This window comes from Litchfieldia salsa (assembly GCF_900104555.1).
In the GTDB taxonomy this organism is placed as follows: Bacteria; Bacillota; Bacilli; order Bacillales; family Bacillaceae_L; genus Litchfieldia; species Litchfieldia salsa.
In genome coordinates, this window is record NZ_FNJU01000017.1 from 21,506 (window position 1) to 39,668 (window position 18,163).

An 18,163-nucleotide genomic window follows, 5' to 3' on the forward strand; every position below is an offset into this window, starting at 1 on the left:
GGTAATTAAAATATAGTTGGCTAGTACGATCACTCGATGGTAATATAAGTTTTTAATAACAATAATAAAAGAGGTGAATGCCTTGAAAGAAGTAATTAAGCTTATTGCCGAAATCACTAATATATCCCATGATTTATTAATGGATTTCTCTGACGCAATGGGGTGGCAGTTGACCGATAAAGAATTACACTTGTGGGTTATGGGTATTATGGGTATTATCGTGTTTTTTGTCGTTCAAGTGGTTTTCAAAGCGCTAGCTAAGTGGAGCATCACTTCAATTTCATTTATATATTCCTTTACAGTATTGGTCGTAATCGTTTTTGCAATCGAAATCCAACAGAAAATTACTGGAAGAGGAAATATGGAGTTTCTAGATGCAGTTATAGGTCTATGGGGATTTCTTTTGTTTTTTGGGGCTTACTTAATCATTAGACTATTGATTTATGGTGTGAAGAAATTAGTAAGGTATATGAAAGAAAACAGAAATAATCACAATGATCAAACAACAAGGTTTAAGGGGTAAATTTAATTTATATCATGAGGTGAAATTAATGACGAAAGTAAAAGTATTAGTGACAGGTGGAGCTGGATTTATAGGTGGTAATTTTGTTCAATATATGGTTAATAAATATCCGGAATATGATATTTATAATTTAGATTTATTAACATATGCAGGGGACTTAACAAAGCATAATACGATAGAAAATAAAGAAAACTATCATTTTGTTAAAGCAGATATAGCTGACAGGGAACAGATTGCTTCTCTTTTTATAAAAGAAAAATTTGATTACGTGATTCATTTTGCTGCAGAAAGTCATGTAGACCGTTCAATAACAGAACCCGAAATTTTTGTTCGCACAAACGTGATAGGAACACAAGTTCTCTTGGACGCATCTAAACAAAATAAAATCAAAAAGTTTGTTCATGTATCAACAGATGAAGTATACGGAGAGTTGGATTTTGATCCAACCACTTTTTTTACAGAAGAAACACCACTTCAGCCTAATAGTCCTTATAGTGCGAGCAAAGCATCATCTGATTTGCTTGTTAGGGCTTACCATGAAACATATGGATTGCCTATTAACATAACACGGTGTTCAAACAATTATGGACCATATCATTTCCCAGAAAAGCTAATCCCTCTTACAATTTCTCGGGTTTTAAATGAACAAAATGTACCGGTCTATGGTAACGGTCAAAATATTCGTGATTGGTTACACGTTATTGATCACTGTTCTGCAATTGATTTGGTTATGCATGAAGGTGTAAGCGGTGAAGTGTATAACGTTGGGGGGCATAACGAACGAACTAATTTAGAAGTCGTTGAAACGATAATCACAACCTTAGGGAAGTCTCTCGATTTGATTGAATTTGTTAAAGATCGTTTAGGTCATGATAAAAGATATGCAATCGACCCAACTAAATTAGAAAAGTTAGGATGGAGACCTACTTATACATTTGAAACAGGTATTAAGCAAACAATTGACTGGTATCTTGATAACAAAGAATGGTGGGAAAATATCATAAGTGGAGAGTATAAGAATTACTTTGAAAAACAATATGATTTAAAATAACAGCAAAATGAGATAAAAATACAAAGAAATCACCCTTAATATTGGGGTGATTTCTTTGTATTTTTATTTAATTCCTTAGAAATGTCGAGTAACCCAAAAATCCATCCTATTACAATGGTGATTATGATACTTAATAGTAGTATTGATAAGCGATTTACACGGGTTAAGTTTTCTAATCGAGTTTTGGTAATATTCCATCCGAAAAATAATCCTATAGGATAAAAAGTTACTATCATATAATTGAATAGTTCTTTAAAACCGAAATCCTCTAACAAGATTGTATATGTTAGATTAATAATATAAAGATTGGCCATTATTGAAGTAAGGATAAAAAGTATAAAAAACATCATTTTTTTGTTCATGATTAGACAAACCCTCCGAATTCATAAGAAATTTATAAAATTGTATGATAACATATTATTGTTTGAGCAAATTCATTTTTTTAGGTCGTCTACGTGTATTCAGCCTGATTGTAACTACCATTACAATGTTTTATGTCTGAAACAAAAACTTTGTAACAAAATGGTAACAAAATAAATTCTTAATTATTTATTATTATTTTACCAAACTTATGAGAAAATGTAGTCTGAAGATCATAATCTAAAATCGATTTTTTCGAAAAAGATGAATAATTTTATATAAATGGTTTTATTTCACTTTCTCTTTTTTTATAAAACCATTAAATTATTAAATAATATATGATAGAATACATTAGGGTACAAATTAGGGACAGATTTTTACAAACATGTCGAACTTTGTATACTTTAAAATATAAGTGATCTCTCTATACTATGGGAGAATAAAAAATAAACGCTTTGGTCATTAAAAAGCTGTAACATTAGTGAAGAAAATAACTACTAACATAATAGTGGCAATATATAAACCAACAGACTTATAAGTAGATTCATAATATATTAGTTGTTATTCGAGAGGAGAGAAATGCTTTGGAAAGAAAATCACTTATGAATGATCAAATAGTCTTTAAAGCAAGTAGTGTGGGTGAACTTCAAAAACTCGAAAAAGAAAATATTAGTATGTATTTGTTTATGAAACGAATCTTTGACATTATATTTTCATTATTTGGTATGGTTTTTACGCTGCCAATTATTATATTAACTTCCATTTTAATTAAGTTAGAGACTCCTGGTCCGGTACTTTTTTCACAGGAGCGTGTAGGGCTTAATGGGAAAACCTTTAATGTATTGAAGCTCAGGTCAATGGGAATTAACGCAGAAAAAAACGGAGCACAGTGGGCAGAAATAAATGATCCTCGTGTTACAAAAGTAGGAGCATTTATAAGAAAAACAAGGATTGATGAACTACCTCAACTAATCAATGTGTTAAAAGGTGAAATGACTATTATTGGACCAAGACCAGAAAGACCAATATTTACTGAACAATTTAATAAAGAATACCCTGGATTCAAGGAACGCTTAATTGTGAAGCCAGGACTAACAGGCTGGGCACAAGTTAATGGTGGTTATGAAATAACTCCTGGCGAGAAACTAGAATTAGATCGTTATTATATTAAGTATATGGGTGTCTTTTTAGACGTAAAAATTATCCTTAAAACAATAAAGGTATGTTTAACAGGCAGTGGAGCAAGATAAATATCAAAAATTAATAAATAGTGTATACAAAGAATGTAAAGACTTTGTATACACTATTTAGTGCTTCAAGGGGGTTTTTTTTATTAATAATAAAAGTGTGGCCCTAATGGGCTTAGTGTATATTGCCTTTAGTATATGTGCTCTAGCCTTAACAAGGCAATTTCCTTTCACATTTATCTCTGGTGCAATAACGATCAGTCTTTTTATCTTCTTCCTTTTTGTTTCACCCTGGATTTTTCGAAAATATTTTAGATCTAGAAAAATCATAAGGTACCTCTACCTGATTAATATAATTACCTTGGTTGTATTATTTTGTTATTCGGTGTTTGTTGAGCAAAATAGCTTCAATCTAGCTGTAAGATTCTTAATCATCTTAATCTTATTATTAACAGCTTTCTTTATACCAAAGAAAAAGGCATTCGTTCATATATTTATTTTATTAGGATTGACTCATAGCATCCTTTTAATTTTATTTGAAGGGTACATTGTCTTTTTTTCTGACCCAACTTTTCCATCATATATAAGAGGAAGGGTGTTGGAGTTAGGTGTTGGTGATATATACTCTTATAATGGCTATTTCTATAGAATTCAAATAAAAGGGAATGCAATACTTCCTATCGCATTTCTTATTAGTTTATATGCAATTAATACTAAATGGTTAAAATACACGATATCAATAACCCTATTCATAGGCACATTAATAGCAGGCAATTTTGCATTTTTAATTGCACTAGCGGCTTTCTTTTTATATCATTTATTCATTTTTATGTGGGAGAAATACAAGAGCAATCAATTCAGAATAAAAAAATTCCTGTTTAAAAATACAACAAGGAAATTAATAACCACTATCCTTACTTTACTTCTTTTACTAGTGACAGTTATCCCGGTATTTTTATATTCAAGTGAAGTGATTAAAAGAAAATTGGAATACTCTATACCGACGCGTTTTGACCAAGTTTTTGTGCTACTTGACGATATGAGTGAGAACCCGTTAACCATTGCACTTGGAAAAGGTTTGGGGAATACAGTAAGTGTAGAAACTGAATATCGTAACTATACTGGAGATATATACTTCGAGCTTCAAAGTATATATATACTTAATCAAGTTGGCGTCATTTACATGATTTTATTTGTACTTACGAATCTTGTTTTTGCCATTTATTTTTGGAGCAATAGGAAGGTTTACCTAATCTATCTTTCATATTTGGTTTATGCACTTACCAATCCATATATATTTGATAGCATGAATATTTTAGTGATTGTTGTGTTGGGTTCTCTTGTTAAAATTTTAGAAGAAGAAGGAATAAATAATGTCTAATAAAATTAGGGTATATGCAGTTATGGTTTGTTATAACCCAAATATATCAGAACTCATTCATCACACTTCCTCCATCATTCAACAGGTCGAAAAGCTTATCGTGGTTGATAATAGTGAAAATCCAGTTAATAACGGGCTGATAGAGGAAATTAAGAATCATTCAAGTATTCAATGGATTGCGCTAAACAAGAATGAGGGAATTGGTTTTGCCCAAAATGTTGGTATAAGGGAAGCTTTAAGAGAAGATGCAGAGTTTATTCTACTATTAGATCAAGATAGCAACCCACCTTCTACTCTTGTAGAAGAACTTTCAAAAGGGATTTTGTTCCTTAAATCAAAAGGTGTAAAAGTGGGATGTATGGGTCCAGAGGTATTCAATAAAGAGTCAAGTGAAGTGTATACTCCATTGCTGAATAAAGGAGCGATGGAGTTTCAAAACTTTAATGAACGAGATGCCTTAATAAGTTCTGGAACGTTAATACCTTCAGAGTCTTTAGAAACTGTTGGTTTAATGGAAGAGGAGTTATTTATTGACTTAGTTGATTTTGAGTGGTGCTGGAGAGCAAAAGAAAGTGGTTATCGATCATTCGTGACAAGAAATGTTCGAATGGGTCATATGGTAGGTCAAAAAAATACGAAGATACTCGGTGTTTATAATTTATTAATTCCTTCACCCCTACGACATTACTACCAATTTAGAAATAGCATTTTTCTATTCACAAGAAGTTATGTCCCGTTATATTGGAAGGTGAGAGTCATTGTAGAGCGTATGATAGACTTGGTTGCATATCCTCTATTGGTAGGTCCTAGAGCAAAACGACTTCATTATATCCTGAAAGGTATAATCCATGGGATTTCTGGTAAGAAGGGAAGTATTACTAAATGGTAGAAGCTAACTTTATGAATAAAGATGTATGTGCAATTTTTGTAACTTATAATCCTGACCTAGATGAATTTACTGAAAATCTCCAATCTGTTATCCATCAGGTGGGACATATTTGTATTGTTGATAATTCAACCAATGAGAGTCTGCAACAAGGTATTATTAACTTGAGTAAGAGGTTTAATAATAAGGCAATAATAAATGGCGAGAACATAGGGATAGCAAGTGCCCAGAACAAAGGATTTAAATGGGCAATTGAAAATGGCTATGAAGCATTTTTGCTTCTTGATCAAGACAGTAAACTTAAAGAAGATACAGTCAGTGGACTCATACAATCATATCATTCGCTTATTAAACAAGGGTTCAAGGTGGCGTGTGTTGGTCCATTAGCCTACAACAGAGATAAGACCGAGGAAGATGTCTATCATATTCCAACTAGTGAAGAACAAGATGTGATTGAGGTTCAGGAGACTTTAAGTTCTGGATCATTAATCTCTAAGCAAACCCTTACTGAGGTTGGTTATATGGAAGAGTCACTTTTCATTGACCTAGTTGATTATGAATGGTGCTGGAGGGCAAAGCTGAAAGGTTACTCAACCTACATTGCAAATAAAGTGAAAGTGGCTCATAGACTAGGTGATGATAGACATAAGATTTTAGGAATCAATATAGGGATACCATCTCCTATGAGACATTATTATCAGTTTAGGAATACGATAAAAATGTTATTTAGATCATATGTACCTTTTAACTTTAAGAGAAGATATATCATTCTACTACCAATTAAATTTTTCTTTTATCCGATCTTTGCTGGAAAAGGTTTATTAAGGTTAAAAATGATTATAAAAGGCTTAATTCATGGAATCAAAGGGGTAGACGGAAAAGGGATATAAATGTTACAAAAACTCAATCAGCTAACAGGAAAACGGAGTGTTTAATTTTGAATTTTTCAGTTCTAATGTCTGTATACTACAAAGAGTCTCCTAAGTTTTTATTAGAGTCAATTAAAAGTATCATTAACCAAACATTACTCCCAAATGAGATAGTGATTGTCCAAGACGGAGAATTAACAACAGAGTTAACCGAGATATTGGGGAAGTATGAAAGAAATTATCCCAATTTATTTAAATTTATTAAGTTGGATCAGAATGTTGGGTTAGGGCCAGCTCTAGCTATTGGAATCAATGAATGTAATAATCATATAATTGCCCGGATGGATAGTGATGATATCTGTCACCCAGAAAGATTTGAACGACAAATTAATTACTTAAATGAGAATCCTTCCATAGATGTAGTTGGTTCATGGATTGGAGAGTTTGATCAAGACTATACAGAGGTAACAAATGTTAGAAAAGTACCCTTAAGTTATCAAGACGTGCTTAACTTTGCAAAAACAAGAAACCCTCTAAACCATATGACTGTAGTCTTTAGAAAGAAAGCAGTATTAGATGCAGGAAACTACAAGCCATTTTTATGGAATGAAGATTATTATTTATGGGTTAGGATGCTAAATCAAAATTATAAAATAGTTAATCTAGGTGAAATTTTAGTTTATGCTCGTACCGGGAGTGAGATGTATAAAAGACGCGGTGGAATACAGTACTTGTTAAAGGATATTTCCTTGCAAAAAGAATTCTTAAGGATGAACTTTATTAATCGTACAACATTTTATAAAAATATCATTATCCGATGTTTTGTACGACTACTTCCTAACTCCTTAAGAGGATTCGTCTATAAAACACTCCTTAGAAAGTAATTCCTATGAAAAAAATGATATTGTTGATAACTATTTTCTATTTACTGCTTGGCATATGAAACATATACACGTATTGTGAGTATGTGAATAATTATAAACAATATTATTTTGTAACTTTAAAAATGAGGATTGATTTCATGAATAATAAATATTCGGTTTCAATCGCTATGTGTACCTATAATGGCGAAAAATATATTGAGGAACAATTAAATAGTATCTTAGCTCAGACTAGAAAACCTGATGAGTTGGTCATATGTGATGATCGCTCCACCGATAATACAATTACGATCATAAACCATTTCAAAAATGAGGCTCCATTTGAGGTGAGATTATTTCAAAACCTCACTCAATTAGGAAGTACGAAGAATTTCGAAAAGGCAGTAACTGAGTGTACGGGAGACCTTATCTTTTTTGCAGATCAAGACGATGTTTGGGAAAAAGAGAAAATACAGGTTATGGAGCAAAAATTCTTAGAATCCCCTAATGCTTCTATAGTGATTACAGATGCGGATATGGTTAATCAGGACCTTATTTCATTAGGATATAGTCTGTGGGAATCTATACCATTTACTAAAGAGGAACAAAATATCTTTCAAAAAAACTCTTTAGATGTATTGTTAAAGAAGAATGTGATTACAGGGGCAACCATGGCGGTAAAATCTGAATCTATTAACAAGACCACACCCTTTCCTAATAAATGGATTCATGATGCATGGGTAGCAATGATCGTAGCCTCTATGAATGACGGAGAAATTATATTAATTGACGACAATATGATTAAATACCGCCAGCACTCCAATAATCAACTTGGAGCGAAAAAAAGGAATTTAGCGGAACAAGTAAATGAGGCAAAAAAGAAACAAACTAGCGTCAATTTAGATTTTGATGTGGTTGAAGCGTTTTTGAACGAAAATGATTATAAGGTACCTACTAATAACTTGATGAAAATTAAGGGTAAAAATTCACATGTAAAACTCCGTAATAACCTACCTAGTTCTAAAATCGGGAGGCTAGGTATTGTGTTGACAAATTTATCTGGATATCATAAGTATTCTAATGGTCTTAAGAGTGTGCTAAAAGATATTTTTTATTAATAGATTTAAGTGAAACTATTGACTTAATGTGTAAAAGGCTAAAAGATAGTATATATTAATCATACTTAAGGGATTAAGGGAGGGTATAGCGTGCAAAAAGTAAAAAAAGCAATCATACCAGCAGCAGGCCTTGGTACAAGATTTCTTCCAGCAACAAAAGCAATGCCAAAGGAAATGCTACCTATTGTTGATAAACCAACCATACAGTATATCGTTGAAGAAGCGATTGAATCCGGGATTGAAGACATTATCATTGTAACTGGAAAAGGCAAACGTGCAATTGAAGATCATTTTGATCACGCATTTGAGCTTGAAGATAACTTATATAGAAAACAAAAATATGAGCTCTTAGAAGAAGTGCAGCAATCTTCGAAGGTTGACATTCATTATATTAGACAAAAAGAACCAAAAGGACTTGGCCATGCTATTTGGTGTGCAAGAAAGTTCATCGGAAATGAACCGTTCGGAATCTTACTTGGTGACGATATTGTACGTGCAGAAACTCCGGCATTAAAGCAATTAATTAACATCTATGATGAAGTACAATCATCAGTGCTAGGTGTCCAGACCGTTCCAGAACAGTATACAAATCGTTATGGAATTATTGATCCAATAAGTCAAAATGGTCGTCTTTATGAAGTTCAGAATTTCGTTGAGAAGCCTGAATCTAACCCACCTTCTAATGTAGCCATTATGGGGCGATATGTACTATCACCTGAAATCTTCAACTTCCTTGAACAACAGGAAATTGGTTCTGGTGGCGAAATTCAATTAACTGATGCTATTCAAAAATTAAATCAGTTACAAAAAGTATTTGCCTACGAATTTGAAGGAACAAGATATGATGTAGGTGAAAAAATGGGCTTTATTCAAACAACAATTGAAATGGCCTTATTACGTGATGATTTAAAAGGTGACTTATTAGCTTACCTTAATGACGTAGTCCTAAAAAACAAACAAGGTCTATCTTAAAATTTTCTCACACTTAAAATCCACTCTTTCTTACTGGTGGATTTTTTGTTTGTTGAGGGCTGGAGTTAGTATAAAAACTACGTATATTCACGATAGATAATTGTAATTTTAAATAAAGTTAAGTATAGTAAATAAAGGTTTTGATTTATAAAGGAAGTGTGCTTTTTGACAATATCAGTAGTGATTCCAACCTATAACCGTGGACATATGATCATGGATGCAATTCAAAGTGTGATGGACCAAACGTTATCACCTTTAGAAATAATCATCGTTGATGATTTCTCAACCGATCAGACACGAGAAGTCGTTGAATCGATTAGAGATGAACGGATAAAATATGTTCTTAACAGCCGATTGAAAGGTGCCAATGGTGCCAGGAATACAGGGATATTAATGGCTGAGGGTAATTATATTGCATTTCAAGATAGTGACGATATTTGGTTACCTAATAAGTTAGAAGAACAAATGCGTTATCTTGAGGAAAATTCGAATATTGATATGTGTTTTTGTAGTTTAGATTTCAACCATGGTGCCAAAACAATTCCAGCCAGAAAAGTAGACCATAATGAAATGGAAAAGCAATTAAAAAAGGGTAACTTTATTAGTACTCAAACTATTATTATAAAAAAAGAAGTTGCCCAAGGTGAATTATTCGATGAGAAGCTAATGAGATTCCAAGATTGGGACTTTTGTATACGAGTTGCAGAGAAATATGTGATCGGCCACTTAGCTACCCCATTGGTTTTAGTAGAGCAACAAAACGATAGTATTAGCAAGAAAGTGAATGGAAAAGAAGCATTAGAACAATTCTTTGGTAAACACCCTGATGTTGCAACTGAACTACCAATTAAAGCAATGTATCAAAGAGAGGTATATGAAAAGGCTTCTAGAGAAAAACAGTTTGCTACAGCTTTGAAAAGTTATCTTCAGTTTTTAACTTATAAGGTCATTATCAAAACCTCGGGTCAACGTAACACAATTTAGGAACAAATCTTATTTTATAGGGAGCAGAAATCATGGAAAAAGTAGATATCCTACTTCCGATCTATAATTCATATGAAGAAACGAAAAACTGTATAGAAAGTGTTTTAGCAAATACACCTACAGGTACATATAATTTATATTTACTAGACGATAAGAGTCCAGACAATAAAATCGAGGAATTAACAGCGGCGTATTCGAAGAAATATGAATTTATTGTAGCTGTACGAAACGAAACGAACCTTGGCTTTCCAGCGAATGTTAACAATGGATTCGCAATCAGTAAGAACGATGTAATTGTGTTAAATAGTGATACACTTGTATCGGATAGATGGCTAAGTGAATTAAAGGCCGTTGCTAACACTGATAAGAATATTGCGGCAGTTAATCCAATGAGTAATTATGGCATTATTTCTGGATTGCCGACTGCTAATACGGAGTTAAATGAATCCTTTACATATGACGAGATCTATCTCTCGTATAAAAAGCATAGGACTAGTGACTTTGTGAATTCTCCACTTCTAATTGGCTATTGCATGTATATGAAACGAAGTGCTTTAACTGAAATAGGAAATTTTGATGCAGCGACCTTTAAAAGAGGGTATGGAGAAGAGTCTGATTGGTGTATGAGAGCAAGAAACCAAGGTTTTAAGCTAGCTGTTGCAAAAGGATCATATGTACATCATATTGGTGGGGTGTCCTTTGGAGCAGAAAAAGAGAAGTTGAGGCAAGATTCCAGAAAAGTATTGTTAGAAAGATATCCTCAAATTGATTCTGAGCTTGAAGAATTCGTTAAAGCCAATCATTTTAAACATATGAGAAAAGGCATTATGAAGGAACTTGGTTTTATTTTTAAGCCAGCTACACTAAAAAACAAGGTGAAAATGCTGAAACATTATGTTATTAATCATATTTAATAGCAAAATTAGAACAGAAAGTATGAACCATTAGATGAGCAAACTAATTTCAAATTATCTATTTACTGTCATATACCAAGTGCTTTTAATGATCACACCATTGATTACAACCCCTTATATTGCCAGAATTTTAAAGGCAGAAGGGGTTGGAATTGATGCATATGTAGCATCAATTGTTCAATTATTTATTGTGTTTATTGTACTGAGCTTACCAAAATACGGTAGTCGGCAAATTGCAGTGAGGCAAAATCAACAAGATACATCGAAAGAATTTTGGTCTATTTTTACCTTCCAGTCAATTGTTGCTGTATTGAACTTTGCAGCTTATTTTATCTTTTTGATGACAATCACAGAGCATAAGGAGTTATTCTATCTCCACTTATTAACTTTATTAGCTTATAGCTTCGATATCTCTTGGTATTTTATCGGAAAAGAGCAAATCAAAAAAATCACTCTGAGAAATGTATTCGTGAAAATTACAGGGATCATTTTAATTTTTACATTTGTCAAAGAGATTGATGATTTGCCAATATATATCATTATAAATGCGGCTACATTATTAGTTGGGCAACTCATTATGTGGGTTCCAATTTTAAAAGAAATTAAGTTTGTAAGAGTTACTCTTAAAGAAATTAAAACACATATATCCCCGATTTTAGTTTTGTTTTTACCTGAGCTAATGATTCAGGTTTATGTATTGGTTAATAGAATTATCCTTGGTAATATTTCAGGGGAAGTAGAGGTTGGCTATTATAATCAGGCTAACAAAATTATCAAAATTGTGTTAGGGGTTATCTCCTCACTAGGAATCGTTTTACTTCCAAGAATGGCTTCTGAATTTTCAAAAGGTAATCATGAGGCCATGCAAAAGTATATTAAATATACATTGCAATTTGTGTTACTGATCTCTATTCCAATGATGTTTGGAATGATGGGCATTGCACCTAATTTGGTCGTTTGGTTTTTAGGAAACGAATTTTTGGATGTTTCAACACTACTAGTTATTATGAGTCCGGTTATTTTATTTGTAGGGCTTGCGAATGTTTTCGGGATACAGGTGTTAATCTCTACTAATCAACAAAACAAATATTCAATTGCCATCACAATTGGGGCGGTTCTAAGCCTGGTTACGAACTTCTTTTTAGTGTATTCGCTTGCGAGCGTTGCAACGACGATTGCTTTATTGGTGGCAGAAGCAACAGGTGCTTTGATACAGATGTATTTTGCAAGGAAGTATTTTAACTTTAAAGAGTTCCTAGTTCTTTTGTTTAAATACACAGTCTTGGGACTACTTGTTTTTGCTTCTGTAAGAGGGATTGGATATGCCCTGGATATTACGCCTATTTTATTAACGGTCGTTCAACTCATTGTAGGTGTATTCATTTATTTACTTGGATTAATTATCATCAAAGATTCTATGGTGTTTAATGTGATTAGAATCATCAAAGGGAGAGTAAGTAAAAGTCAGGGGTAGGTTTGTTTTGTGTGAACTTTTGAAAGGCGATTTCTAACAGGTGTGTTGATTTGCACTCCAGGCGTGTGCTTTCCGCGGGGCAGGTGATGAGCCTCCTCGTCGCAAGCTCCTGCGGGGTCTCATCCTGCCTGCAAATCCCGCAGGAGCCACACGCCTTACGTTCCAATCAACTTGGTACAACTATTTTTAGTATAACAATCTAAAGCAATACTCTAGTAGAAAAGTACTTTTAAATATTAAAAAAGGTCCCTAGAGAAGGGACCTTTACTTTTAAGGTAAGAAAGTATAAGATTTATACTTAGTTTTAGTGTCTAGCTCCAGCCCTAGCCCCTCGGGGTCATAAGTCAAATCACTACGGAAAACAAGATTTCCTACGTGCTTTGCCTTATGCCTGTCGGGGCTGAACAAGGCGCTTGCGCTTTTCTTATTATTGGTATTCATTTATACTAACAACCGCATCTGTTGGTAATTCTAAATGTGTTCGTAATTCGTCTGATAATGTCTGTCTTGTTTCGTCATCAACTAAGAAATACCAGATTCCATCATATAGAGTGGTACCTTCTCCTGTGATTTCTATTTTTTCAATCGTTTGGATTGCTGATTTATATCCAAGTTGGATGTCGATTATTTCATCCAATGTTAAGTTGGTTTTTACATTTTCTTGAAGTGCTTCTAAAACATCATCATAGTTTGTAAGGGTTGAAAGGGATTTTCCTTTGTTGATTACCTTGGATAATACTTCTCGCTGCCTTGCTTGACGTCCAAAGTCTCCAAGAGGATCTTCTTTCCTCATTCGAGCATATTGGAGAGCTTCTTCTCCATCTAAATGCTGCTGTCCTGCCTCAAGTGTTACCCCATCTAATTCGAAGGCGTACTGATTGTTAACATTAATTCCTCCGACTGCGTCTACAATATCTTTAAAGCCTTTCATGTTCACTTCTGTATAATAATCAATTGGTACGTTTAGGAAATTCTCAACCGTGTCAATTGTCATTTCAATTCCACCGTAGGCATAGGCATGATTAATTTTGGTCATAAACGAATTACTAGGTTCTTCAGAATCAACAACTTCAGTTCTAGTATCACGTGGTATACTCAAAATCTTCGTTGACTTTGTTTTTGGATTAATGGTAACAACTAACATAGAGTCAGTTCGTCCAAAATCTCCGTCTCTTTCATCAACTCCGACTACTAAAATTGATAGTGGCTCTGTTGCCTCAAATTCTACACGCTCTTCACGCTTAGCTGATTTATCTCGATCAATTGGCTGATGCATATTATCCACAGCATTAACTATATGACTATATACATTATAACTATAAACACCTACACCACTTATCAAAATCAAAAAGACTAAAAGAAAAAATCGGCGAAGCTTCACTCTTTTTTTCTTTTTTCTAATTCTAGTATTATTCATATACAATATCCCTTCCTATTAGAAGAATAGTAATTTAAGAAACTTATGAAACGTTTATTATAACAAAAAAAATATAGTAAATATAGAGAATCGTCGAAAAATGTAAATCGAGCACGTATAATATGTGAATCCATCATATATTATATATGAAGAATAGCGGAAAAAATACATCAAATTTAATTTTTGATTTACATTTATATGGAAAAGTATTAATCAGGTATACAAATAAATGGTTGATACGATATAATATCCCTTTGTAGGAAATATCTTTATGAAGGAAATTTATGTTCAATGAAAGAGTGTGAGAACTTTGAGTAATACTACAGTTGCGATAAGCATTGTCACTTATAATAGTACACATATATTTAAAGTGTTAGATCATTTAAGGAAAGAATTTGAACAAGATAACAGATTTCATTTTTTCATCTTTGACAATAATTCTACAGATACTTATAAAGAGCAGTTAAAAGAATACGAGAATTTCGCAAAGATTACTTTTTATCATGAAAACAATGGCTTTGGTTTTGGGCACAACCATAATCTTTTAATCGCTACGGAAGACTATTTCTTAATCTTTAATCCAGACATTATTTTAGAGAAAGAAAACTTATTAAGGATGTTAGATGTGATGGAGCAGGATCCTACAATCTCGTTGCTAGCACCTAAAGTATTAAATCCTGATGGTAGTGTTCAACATTTAATGAGGAAACGAGTGACAGTATTTGATTACTGGCTTCGTTTTATGCCATTTAAATTTATTAAAACAATGTTTGCGAAACGTCTGGAAACTTATGAATGTCGAAATGTTCCGGATGATCGAAATATAGAAATCCGAATGGTTTCCGGGTGCTTCATGTTAATCAGAGGAACTGATTTTAAAGAGATTAAGGGATTTGATGAACGTTACTTTATGTATTTTGAAGATACAGATTTATGCTTGGAATTAGAAAAGAGAAATAAAAAAGTGGTATATACACCGTTTTCCAGTGTTGTTCATTACTATGAGAGAGGTTCTCATAAAAATTCAAAGCTCTTTAAAATCTTTTTAAAGTCGATGTATAAGTACTTCAATAAATGGGGCTGGAAACTTTTTTAATGTCATTTCATTACTTTTACTTGGATAACGGGGGATTATTGTGAATAAATTTGAGAAAATATTACTAACACTCTTATTTATTGAAGTGTTTGTTGGTGGCGGAGGAAGGTTAATCGACTTTGGAGTAGTTTCTATACGCCAAGTGCTCTTCTTACTTTTATTTGTTGTATATGTTGTTCGCATCGTAAAACTAAAAGCCTTTTTTAATAAAGAGATTAATACGTTTTATCGTTTCACACCAGTAACCATTGGTATTTATTTAATCATCGGTTGGTTTGCGGTTAGTGCCATTCTTGGCTTTATTAATGGACATCCATTATCAATTATTGTCATGGACTTTTTCAGAGTGTCCTATTTTATACTCTATTTCCCACTTGCATATTATATTTCAAGCCAGAGGTTTACAGTAAAAAGAATTATTACACTGCTAAAAGGTAGTGCATTAGCTGTTGCACTCTTTACCATTACCATCTCTCTTTTAGGTAAAACTATTTTTGGTGGAGAGGATTTTAAACCTTTTTATGACTTTATGAATTGGATTATGAATGATGATCTGTTCTTCAGACCGAGTAATAGTGTGTTTTACAAGAGTCATTTATTTGTAGTAATTGGGTTGGTACTTTCACTAAATTCTGTCTTAAATAAGAAGTATACAAAAGTTGATATTGCTAATTTAATCTTTTGTTCTACCTCAGCAGTATGGTCAGAAACAAGGGGCTTTCTGTTAGCATTTATGATTAGTGTATTGATGATCATCATCCTTGATACAAAGGTAATGACCGATCCGGTAAAAGGAATTCAACAAAAATTTAAAAAGTTAGCGCAATCGAAGATGTACTTAAAGAAGCTAGTCATCCTTATCCTAGTATTTATCTCTGTTCCATTTTCCTATCAATATATGACTTTAGAGAGATTCCAAGAAGAACCTATTCCTGTAACTCCTGATGTTGTTGAGGAGCCTGCTGGTGAAGAGATAAATGACATTAGTGTGAATGCACGTATTGATTTTATCATTGCCTCGAAAGATATCTTATTAAGTAGCCCGGCAGTCTTTGTATTTGGAACTGGGTATGGGATGGAGATTGATGGGCGTTTGAATGGTATTGAAATGAGTTTCCTTGATATCCTTGTTGAACAAGGTCTTATTGGTTTATTCATCTGGTTTTATCTGTTTTTCCTAGTCTTTTATAATTATTACTATATTTATAAACGTGGAGAAAAGTTAAACACATTGGACATTTCGATCATGTCAGCTTTTATGGGATTATTGTTATTAACGAACATAAATCCTTTTATCAACAACCCAATTGGGATTAGCTTTTTTCTCATCGCATTAATAATTTCACAAAATAGGAAAGAGCAATTCCTTATGTCTCGAGGTAGAGAGTGATATCAATGAAAACAATTGTAATTGTGATCTATAAACAAGATATTCATACATGTAAAACAATAGAATCATTAAAACAGGCATTAAACCCTACTAATATGAACTTGAAAGAGATCGAGGTTATCTTGTACGACCATAGTCCAGAGAAACAGAAGGTTGAGCAGGATCTTTTAGAAGGTGTGAAGCTATCTTACATTCATGACCAAAGAAACCTTGGTATTGCAACTGCTTATAATTTTGCTTGGAATAAGGCAGTAGAAAATCAAAGTGAGTGGTTATTATTATTTGATCATGATACAAAAGTAACTCAGGAGTATATTGAAGAGGTTCTTAAGGTGGATTGTGTTGATGATGAAGTGGCAGCAATCGTACCAATGATTAAGAATGCTGATACAATCATTTCTCCACTTTATACTGGGAAGCTACGCCCCTTGTTAGCTGAACGGCCAACTGAAGGTACCCAAGCAAAGCCTGTGATGGCGATTAACTCTGGTTCTCTTATTCGAGTGTCTTTTTTAAATAAGATAGAAGGATTTAATCTTGAATTTCCACTCGATTACTTAGATCATTGGCTGTTTCATGAGATTTATGCGAAAGGATTCAAGGTTAACGTATTAAACGTAACACTGGAACATGACCTTTCTGTAATGGATTATCGAAATGTATCTTTGAGCCGCTATAAAAGTATTCTGGATTCTGAGGTTCTCTTCTATAAAAAGTATAAAAGAGAACTGTATAGTGCCTATAGAATTCAGTTGCTTAAAAGAATCATAAAACAAGTGGTAACAGTAAAAAATAAGAAAATCGCTTTCTATACAATTCGTCAAATTTTCACAATGTAGGGAGGATATAACATGAAAGTATCGGTTTGTATGGCTACCTACAACGGAGAGGGATTTATTATACGACAACTGGAATCCGTTCTTAAACAGCTTCGTAGTGATGATGAAGTCATTATTGTTGATGATTGTTCAAAGGACCAAACAGTTAACGTCATTAAAGAGAAATATGAATCAGATCAACGTGTTCAGCTTTTTGTTAATCAATCGAACTTTGGAGTAATAAAAAGCTTTGAGAAAGCTATCTCTTTAGCCCAAGGGGACATTATATTTCTTTGCGATCAAGATGATATTTGGGAAGATATGAAGGTACAGAGTGTTTTAGCGACATTTGAAAGTCAAAATCCTACGCTTGTTGTACATGATGCAGAAGTGGTAGATGGAAAGCTAGAAATGATTCATTCTTCATGGAACACTTATAACCATAATGCAATAGACCAAGGACTTTTAGGGAATGTTGTTAAGAACGCATATACTGGTTGTATGATGGCTTTTAAAAGCGACATTGTTCCATCGATTATTCCATTTCCAAAGACGATTGAGATGCATGATCAATGGATTGCACTCGTTTGTATGATCAAAAAGAAGAAAATCATCCACCTTAATGAGCCTTTAATGAAGTATGTGCGTCACGGTGGTAATGCAACAGCAATTACAAAACGCTCAGTAAAGGATCAATTATCTGGTAGAATTCGAACCATAACTGCACTTGCTAGCTACCGAAATAAGCAATAATCTTATTTTGGTTGGTAGAAGTGTTTGTCAGAACTGACCTTCTTCTTTATAATGAAAAAGGAAGGTTTTTGTCAGTTTTTGTATTTTATAGAGTAAACATAAAAGGAGTT

17 protein-coding genes are annotated in these 18,163 nt (G+C 33.1%); 16 read left to right on the plus strand and 1 reads right to left on the minus strand.

Annotation, left to right across the window (positions count from 1 at the left end; genetic code table 11):
• The first annotated feature begins 82 nt into the window (after positions 1-82).
• From BLQ56_RS20745 to BLQ56_RS20810, 12 genes are all read left to right on the plus strand, one after another.
• Positions 83-523 carry a hypothetical protein gene (locus BLQ56_RS20745; protein WP_090859183.1) on the plus strand — a complete coding sequence of 147 codons (441 nt, stop codon included), beginning with the start codon at positions 83-85 and terminating at the stop codon, positions 521-523.
• 28 nt (positions 524-551) lie between these two features.
• On the plus strand, positions 552-1,574 hold the full coding sequence (gene rfbB / locus BLQ56_RS20750; RefSeq protein WP_090859185.1) for a dTDP-glucose 4,6-dehydratase: 1,023 nt from the start codon (positions 552-554) through the stop codon (positions 1,572-1,574).
• 962 nt (positions 1,575-2,536) lie between these two features.
• A complete protein-coding gene (locus BLQ56_RS20760) occupies positions 2,537-3,184 on the plus strand; it encodes a sugar transferase (protein ID WP_090859263.1) in 648 nt (215 codons plus the stop codon).
• Positions 3,185-3,290: 106 nt separating this feature from the next.
• Positions 3,291-4,502 (plus strand): hypothetical protein, encoded by a 1,212-nt coding sequence (locus BLQ56_RS20770; protein WP_175490406.1) that lies wholly within the window; start codon positions 3,291-3,293, stop codon positions 4,500-4,502.
• Entirely contained in the window at positions 4,495-5,391 is an 897-nt protein-coding gene (locus BLQ56_RS20775; RefSeq protein ID WP_090859193.1) for a glycosyltransferase family 2 protein, read from the plus strand. Before BLQ56_RS20770 ends, BLQ56_RS20775 begins: the two co-directional genes overlap by 8 nt.
• Positions 5,385-6,278 (plus strand): glycosyltransferase family 2 protein, encoded by an 894-nt coding sequence (locus tag BLQ56_RS20780; protein WP_090859194.1) that lies wholly within the window; start codon positions 5,385-5,387, stop codon positions 6,276-6,278. Before BLQ56_RS20775 ends, BLQ56_RS20780 begins: the two co-directional genes overlap by 7 nt.
• Positions 6,279-6,325: 47 nt before the next feature.
• Positions 6,326-7,141: a glycosyltransferase gene (locus tag BLQ56_RS20785; protein ID WP_090859196.1), complete on the plus strand. Its 816-nt coding sequence runs from the start codon at positions 6,326-6,328 to the stop codon at positions 7,139-7,141.
• A 137-nt stretch (positions 7,142-7,278) separates the two neighbouring features.
• The gene (locus tag BLQ56_RS20790; protein ID WP_175490407.1) at positions 7,279-8,235 is read left to right on the plus strand and encodes a glycosyltransferase family 2 protein; all 957 of its coding nucleotides are present in this window, start codon (positions 7,279-7,281) and stop codon (positions 8,233-8,235) included.
• Positions 8,236-8,325: 90 nt separating this feature from the next.
• The gene (gene galU / locus BLQ56_RS20795) at positions 8,326-9,207 is read left to right on the plus strand and encodes a UTP--glucose-1-phosphate uridylyltransferase GalU (RefSeq protein WP_090859200.1); all 882 of its coding nucleotides are present in this window, start codon (positions 8,326-8,328) and stop codon (positions 9,205-9,207) included.
• A 165-nt stretch (positions 9,208-9,372) separates the two neighbouring features.
• Complete coding sequence (locus tag BLQ56_RS20800) at positions 9,373-10,191, plus strand: glycosyltransferase family 2 protein (RefSeq protein ID WP_090859202.1); 819 nt, start codon at positions 9,373-9,375, stop codon at positions 10,189-10,191.
• A 32-nt stretch (positions 10,192-10,223) separates the two neighbouring features.
• Positions 10,224-11,105: a glycosyltransferase family 2 protein gene (locus BLQ56_RS20805; protein ID WP_090859204.1), complete on the plus strand. Its 882-nt coding sequence runs from the start codon at positions 10,224-10,226 to the stop codon at positions 11,103-11,105.
• A 34-nt stretch (positions 11,106-11,139) separates the two neighbouring features.
• Positions 11,140-12,579 carry an oligosaccharide flippase family protein gene (locus BLQ56_RS20810; protein ID WP_090859206.1) on the plus strand — a complete coding sequence of 480 codons (1,440 nt, stop codon included), beginning with the start codon at positions 11,140-11,142 and terminating at the stop codon, positions 12,577-12,579.
• Positions 12,580-13,006: 427 nt separating this feature from the next.
• Here the strand turns inward: BLQ56_RS20810 and BLQ56_RS20815 are convergent, their stop codons facing one another.
• Positions 13,007-13,996, minus strand: a complete 990-nt coding sequence (locus BLQ56_RS20815) for an LCP family glycopolymer transferase (RefSeq protein WP_090859208.1) — start codon at positions 13,994-13,996, stop codon at positions 13,007-13,009.
• A gap of 310 nt (positions 13,997-14,306) precedes the next feature.
• On the opposite strand from BLQ56_RS20815, the gene BLQ56_RS20820 reads away from it, so the two are divergent.
• From BLQ56_RS20820 to BLQ56_RS20835, 4 genes are read left to right on the plus strand one after another with little or no spacing between them, the layout of a single operon-like run.
• Positions 14,307-15,092 carry a glycosyltransferase family 2 protein gene (locus BLQ56_RS20820; RefSeq protein ID WP_090859211.1) on the plus strand — a complete coding sequence of 262 codons (786 nt, stop codon included), beginning with the start codon at positions 14,307-14,309 and terminating at the stop codon, positions 15,090-15,092.
• 40 nt (positions 15,093-15,132) lie between these two features.
• Positions 15,133-16,482 (plus strand): O-antigen ligase family protein, encoded by a 1,350-nt coding sequence (locus BLQ56_RS20825; protein ID WP_090859214.1) that lies wholly within the window; start codon positions 15,133-15,135, stop codon positions 16,480-16,482.
• Positions 16,483-16,487: 5 nt separating this feature from the next.
• Entirely contained in the window at positions 16,488-17,321 is an 834-nt protein-coding gene (locus BLQ56_RS20830; RefSeq protein ID WP_090859216.1) for a glycosyltransferase, read from the plus strand.
• Between the two features lie 12 nt (positions 17,322-17,333).
• A complete protein-coding gene (locus tag BLQ56_RS20835; RefSeq protein WP_204381094.1) occupies positions 17,334-18,053 on the plus strand; it encodes a glycosyltransferase family 2 protein in 720 nt (239 codons plus the stop codon).
• Positions 18,054-18,163: the final 110 nt, after the last annotated feature.

What these genes read in the sequence shown, in the direction of transcription:
- rfbB (WP_090859185.1), top strand. Translation starts at nt 552, where the DNA reads ATGACGAAAGTAAAAGTATTAGTGACAGGTGGAGCTGGATTTATAGGT.
- BLQ56_RS20760 (WP_090859263.1), top strand. Translation starts at nt 2,537, where the DNA reads ATGAATGATCAAATAGTCTTTAAAGCAAGTAGTGTGGGTGAACTTCAA.
- BLQ56_RS20770 (WP_175490406.1), top strand. Translation starts at nt 3,291, where the DNA reads ATGGGCTTAGTGTATATTGCCTTTAGTATATGTGCTCTAGCCTTAACA.
- BLQ56_RS20775 (WP_090859193.1), top strand. Translation starts at nt 4,495, where the DNA reads ATGTCTAATAAAATTAGGGTATATGCAGTTATGGTTTGTTATAACCCA.
- BLQ56_RS20780 (WP_090859194.1), top strand. Translation starts at nt 5,385, where the DNA reads ATGGTAGAAGCTAACTTTATGAATAAAGATGTATGTGCAATTTTTGTA.
- BLQ56_RS20790 (WP_175490407.1), top strand. Translation starts at nt 7,279, where the DNA reads ATGAATAATAAATATTCGGTTTCAATCGCTATGTGTACCTATAATGGC.
- BLQ56_RS20805 (WP_090859204.1), top strand. Translation starts at nt 10,224, where the DNA reads ATGGAAAAAGTAGATATCCTACTTCCGATCTATAATTCATATGAAGAA.
- BLQ56_RS20810 (WP_090859206.1), top strand. Translation starts at nt 11,140, where the DNA reads ATGAGCAAACTAATTTCAAATTATCTATTTACTGTCATATACCAAGTG.
- BLQ56_RS20815 (WP_090859208.1), bottom strand. Translation starts at nt 13,996, where the DNA reads ATGAATAATACTAGAATTAGAAAAAAGAAAAAAAGAGTGAAGCTTCGC.
- BLQ56_RS20830 (WP_090859216.1), top strand. Translation starts at nt 16,488, where the DNA reads ATGAAAACAATTGTAATTGTGATCTATAAACAAGATATTCATACATGT.
- BLQ56_RS20835 (WP_204381094.1), top strand. Translation starts at nt 17,334, where the DNA reads ATGAAAGTATCGGTTTGTATGGCTACCTACAACGGAGAGGGATTTATT.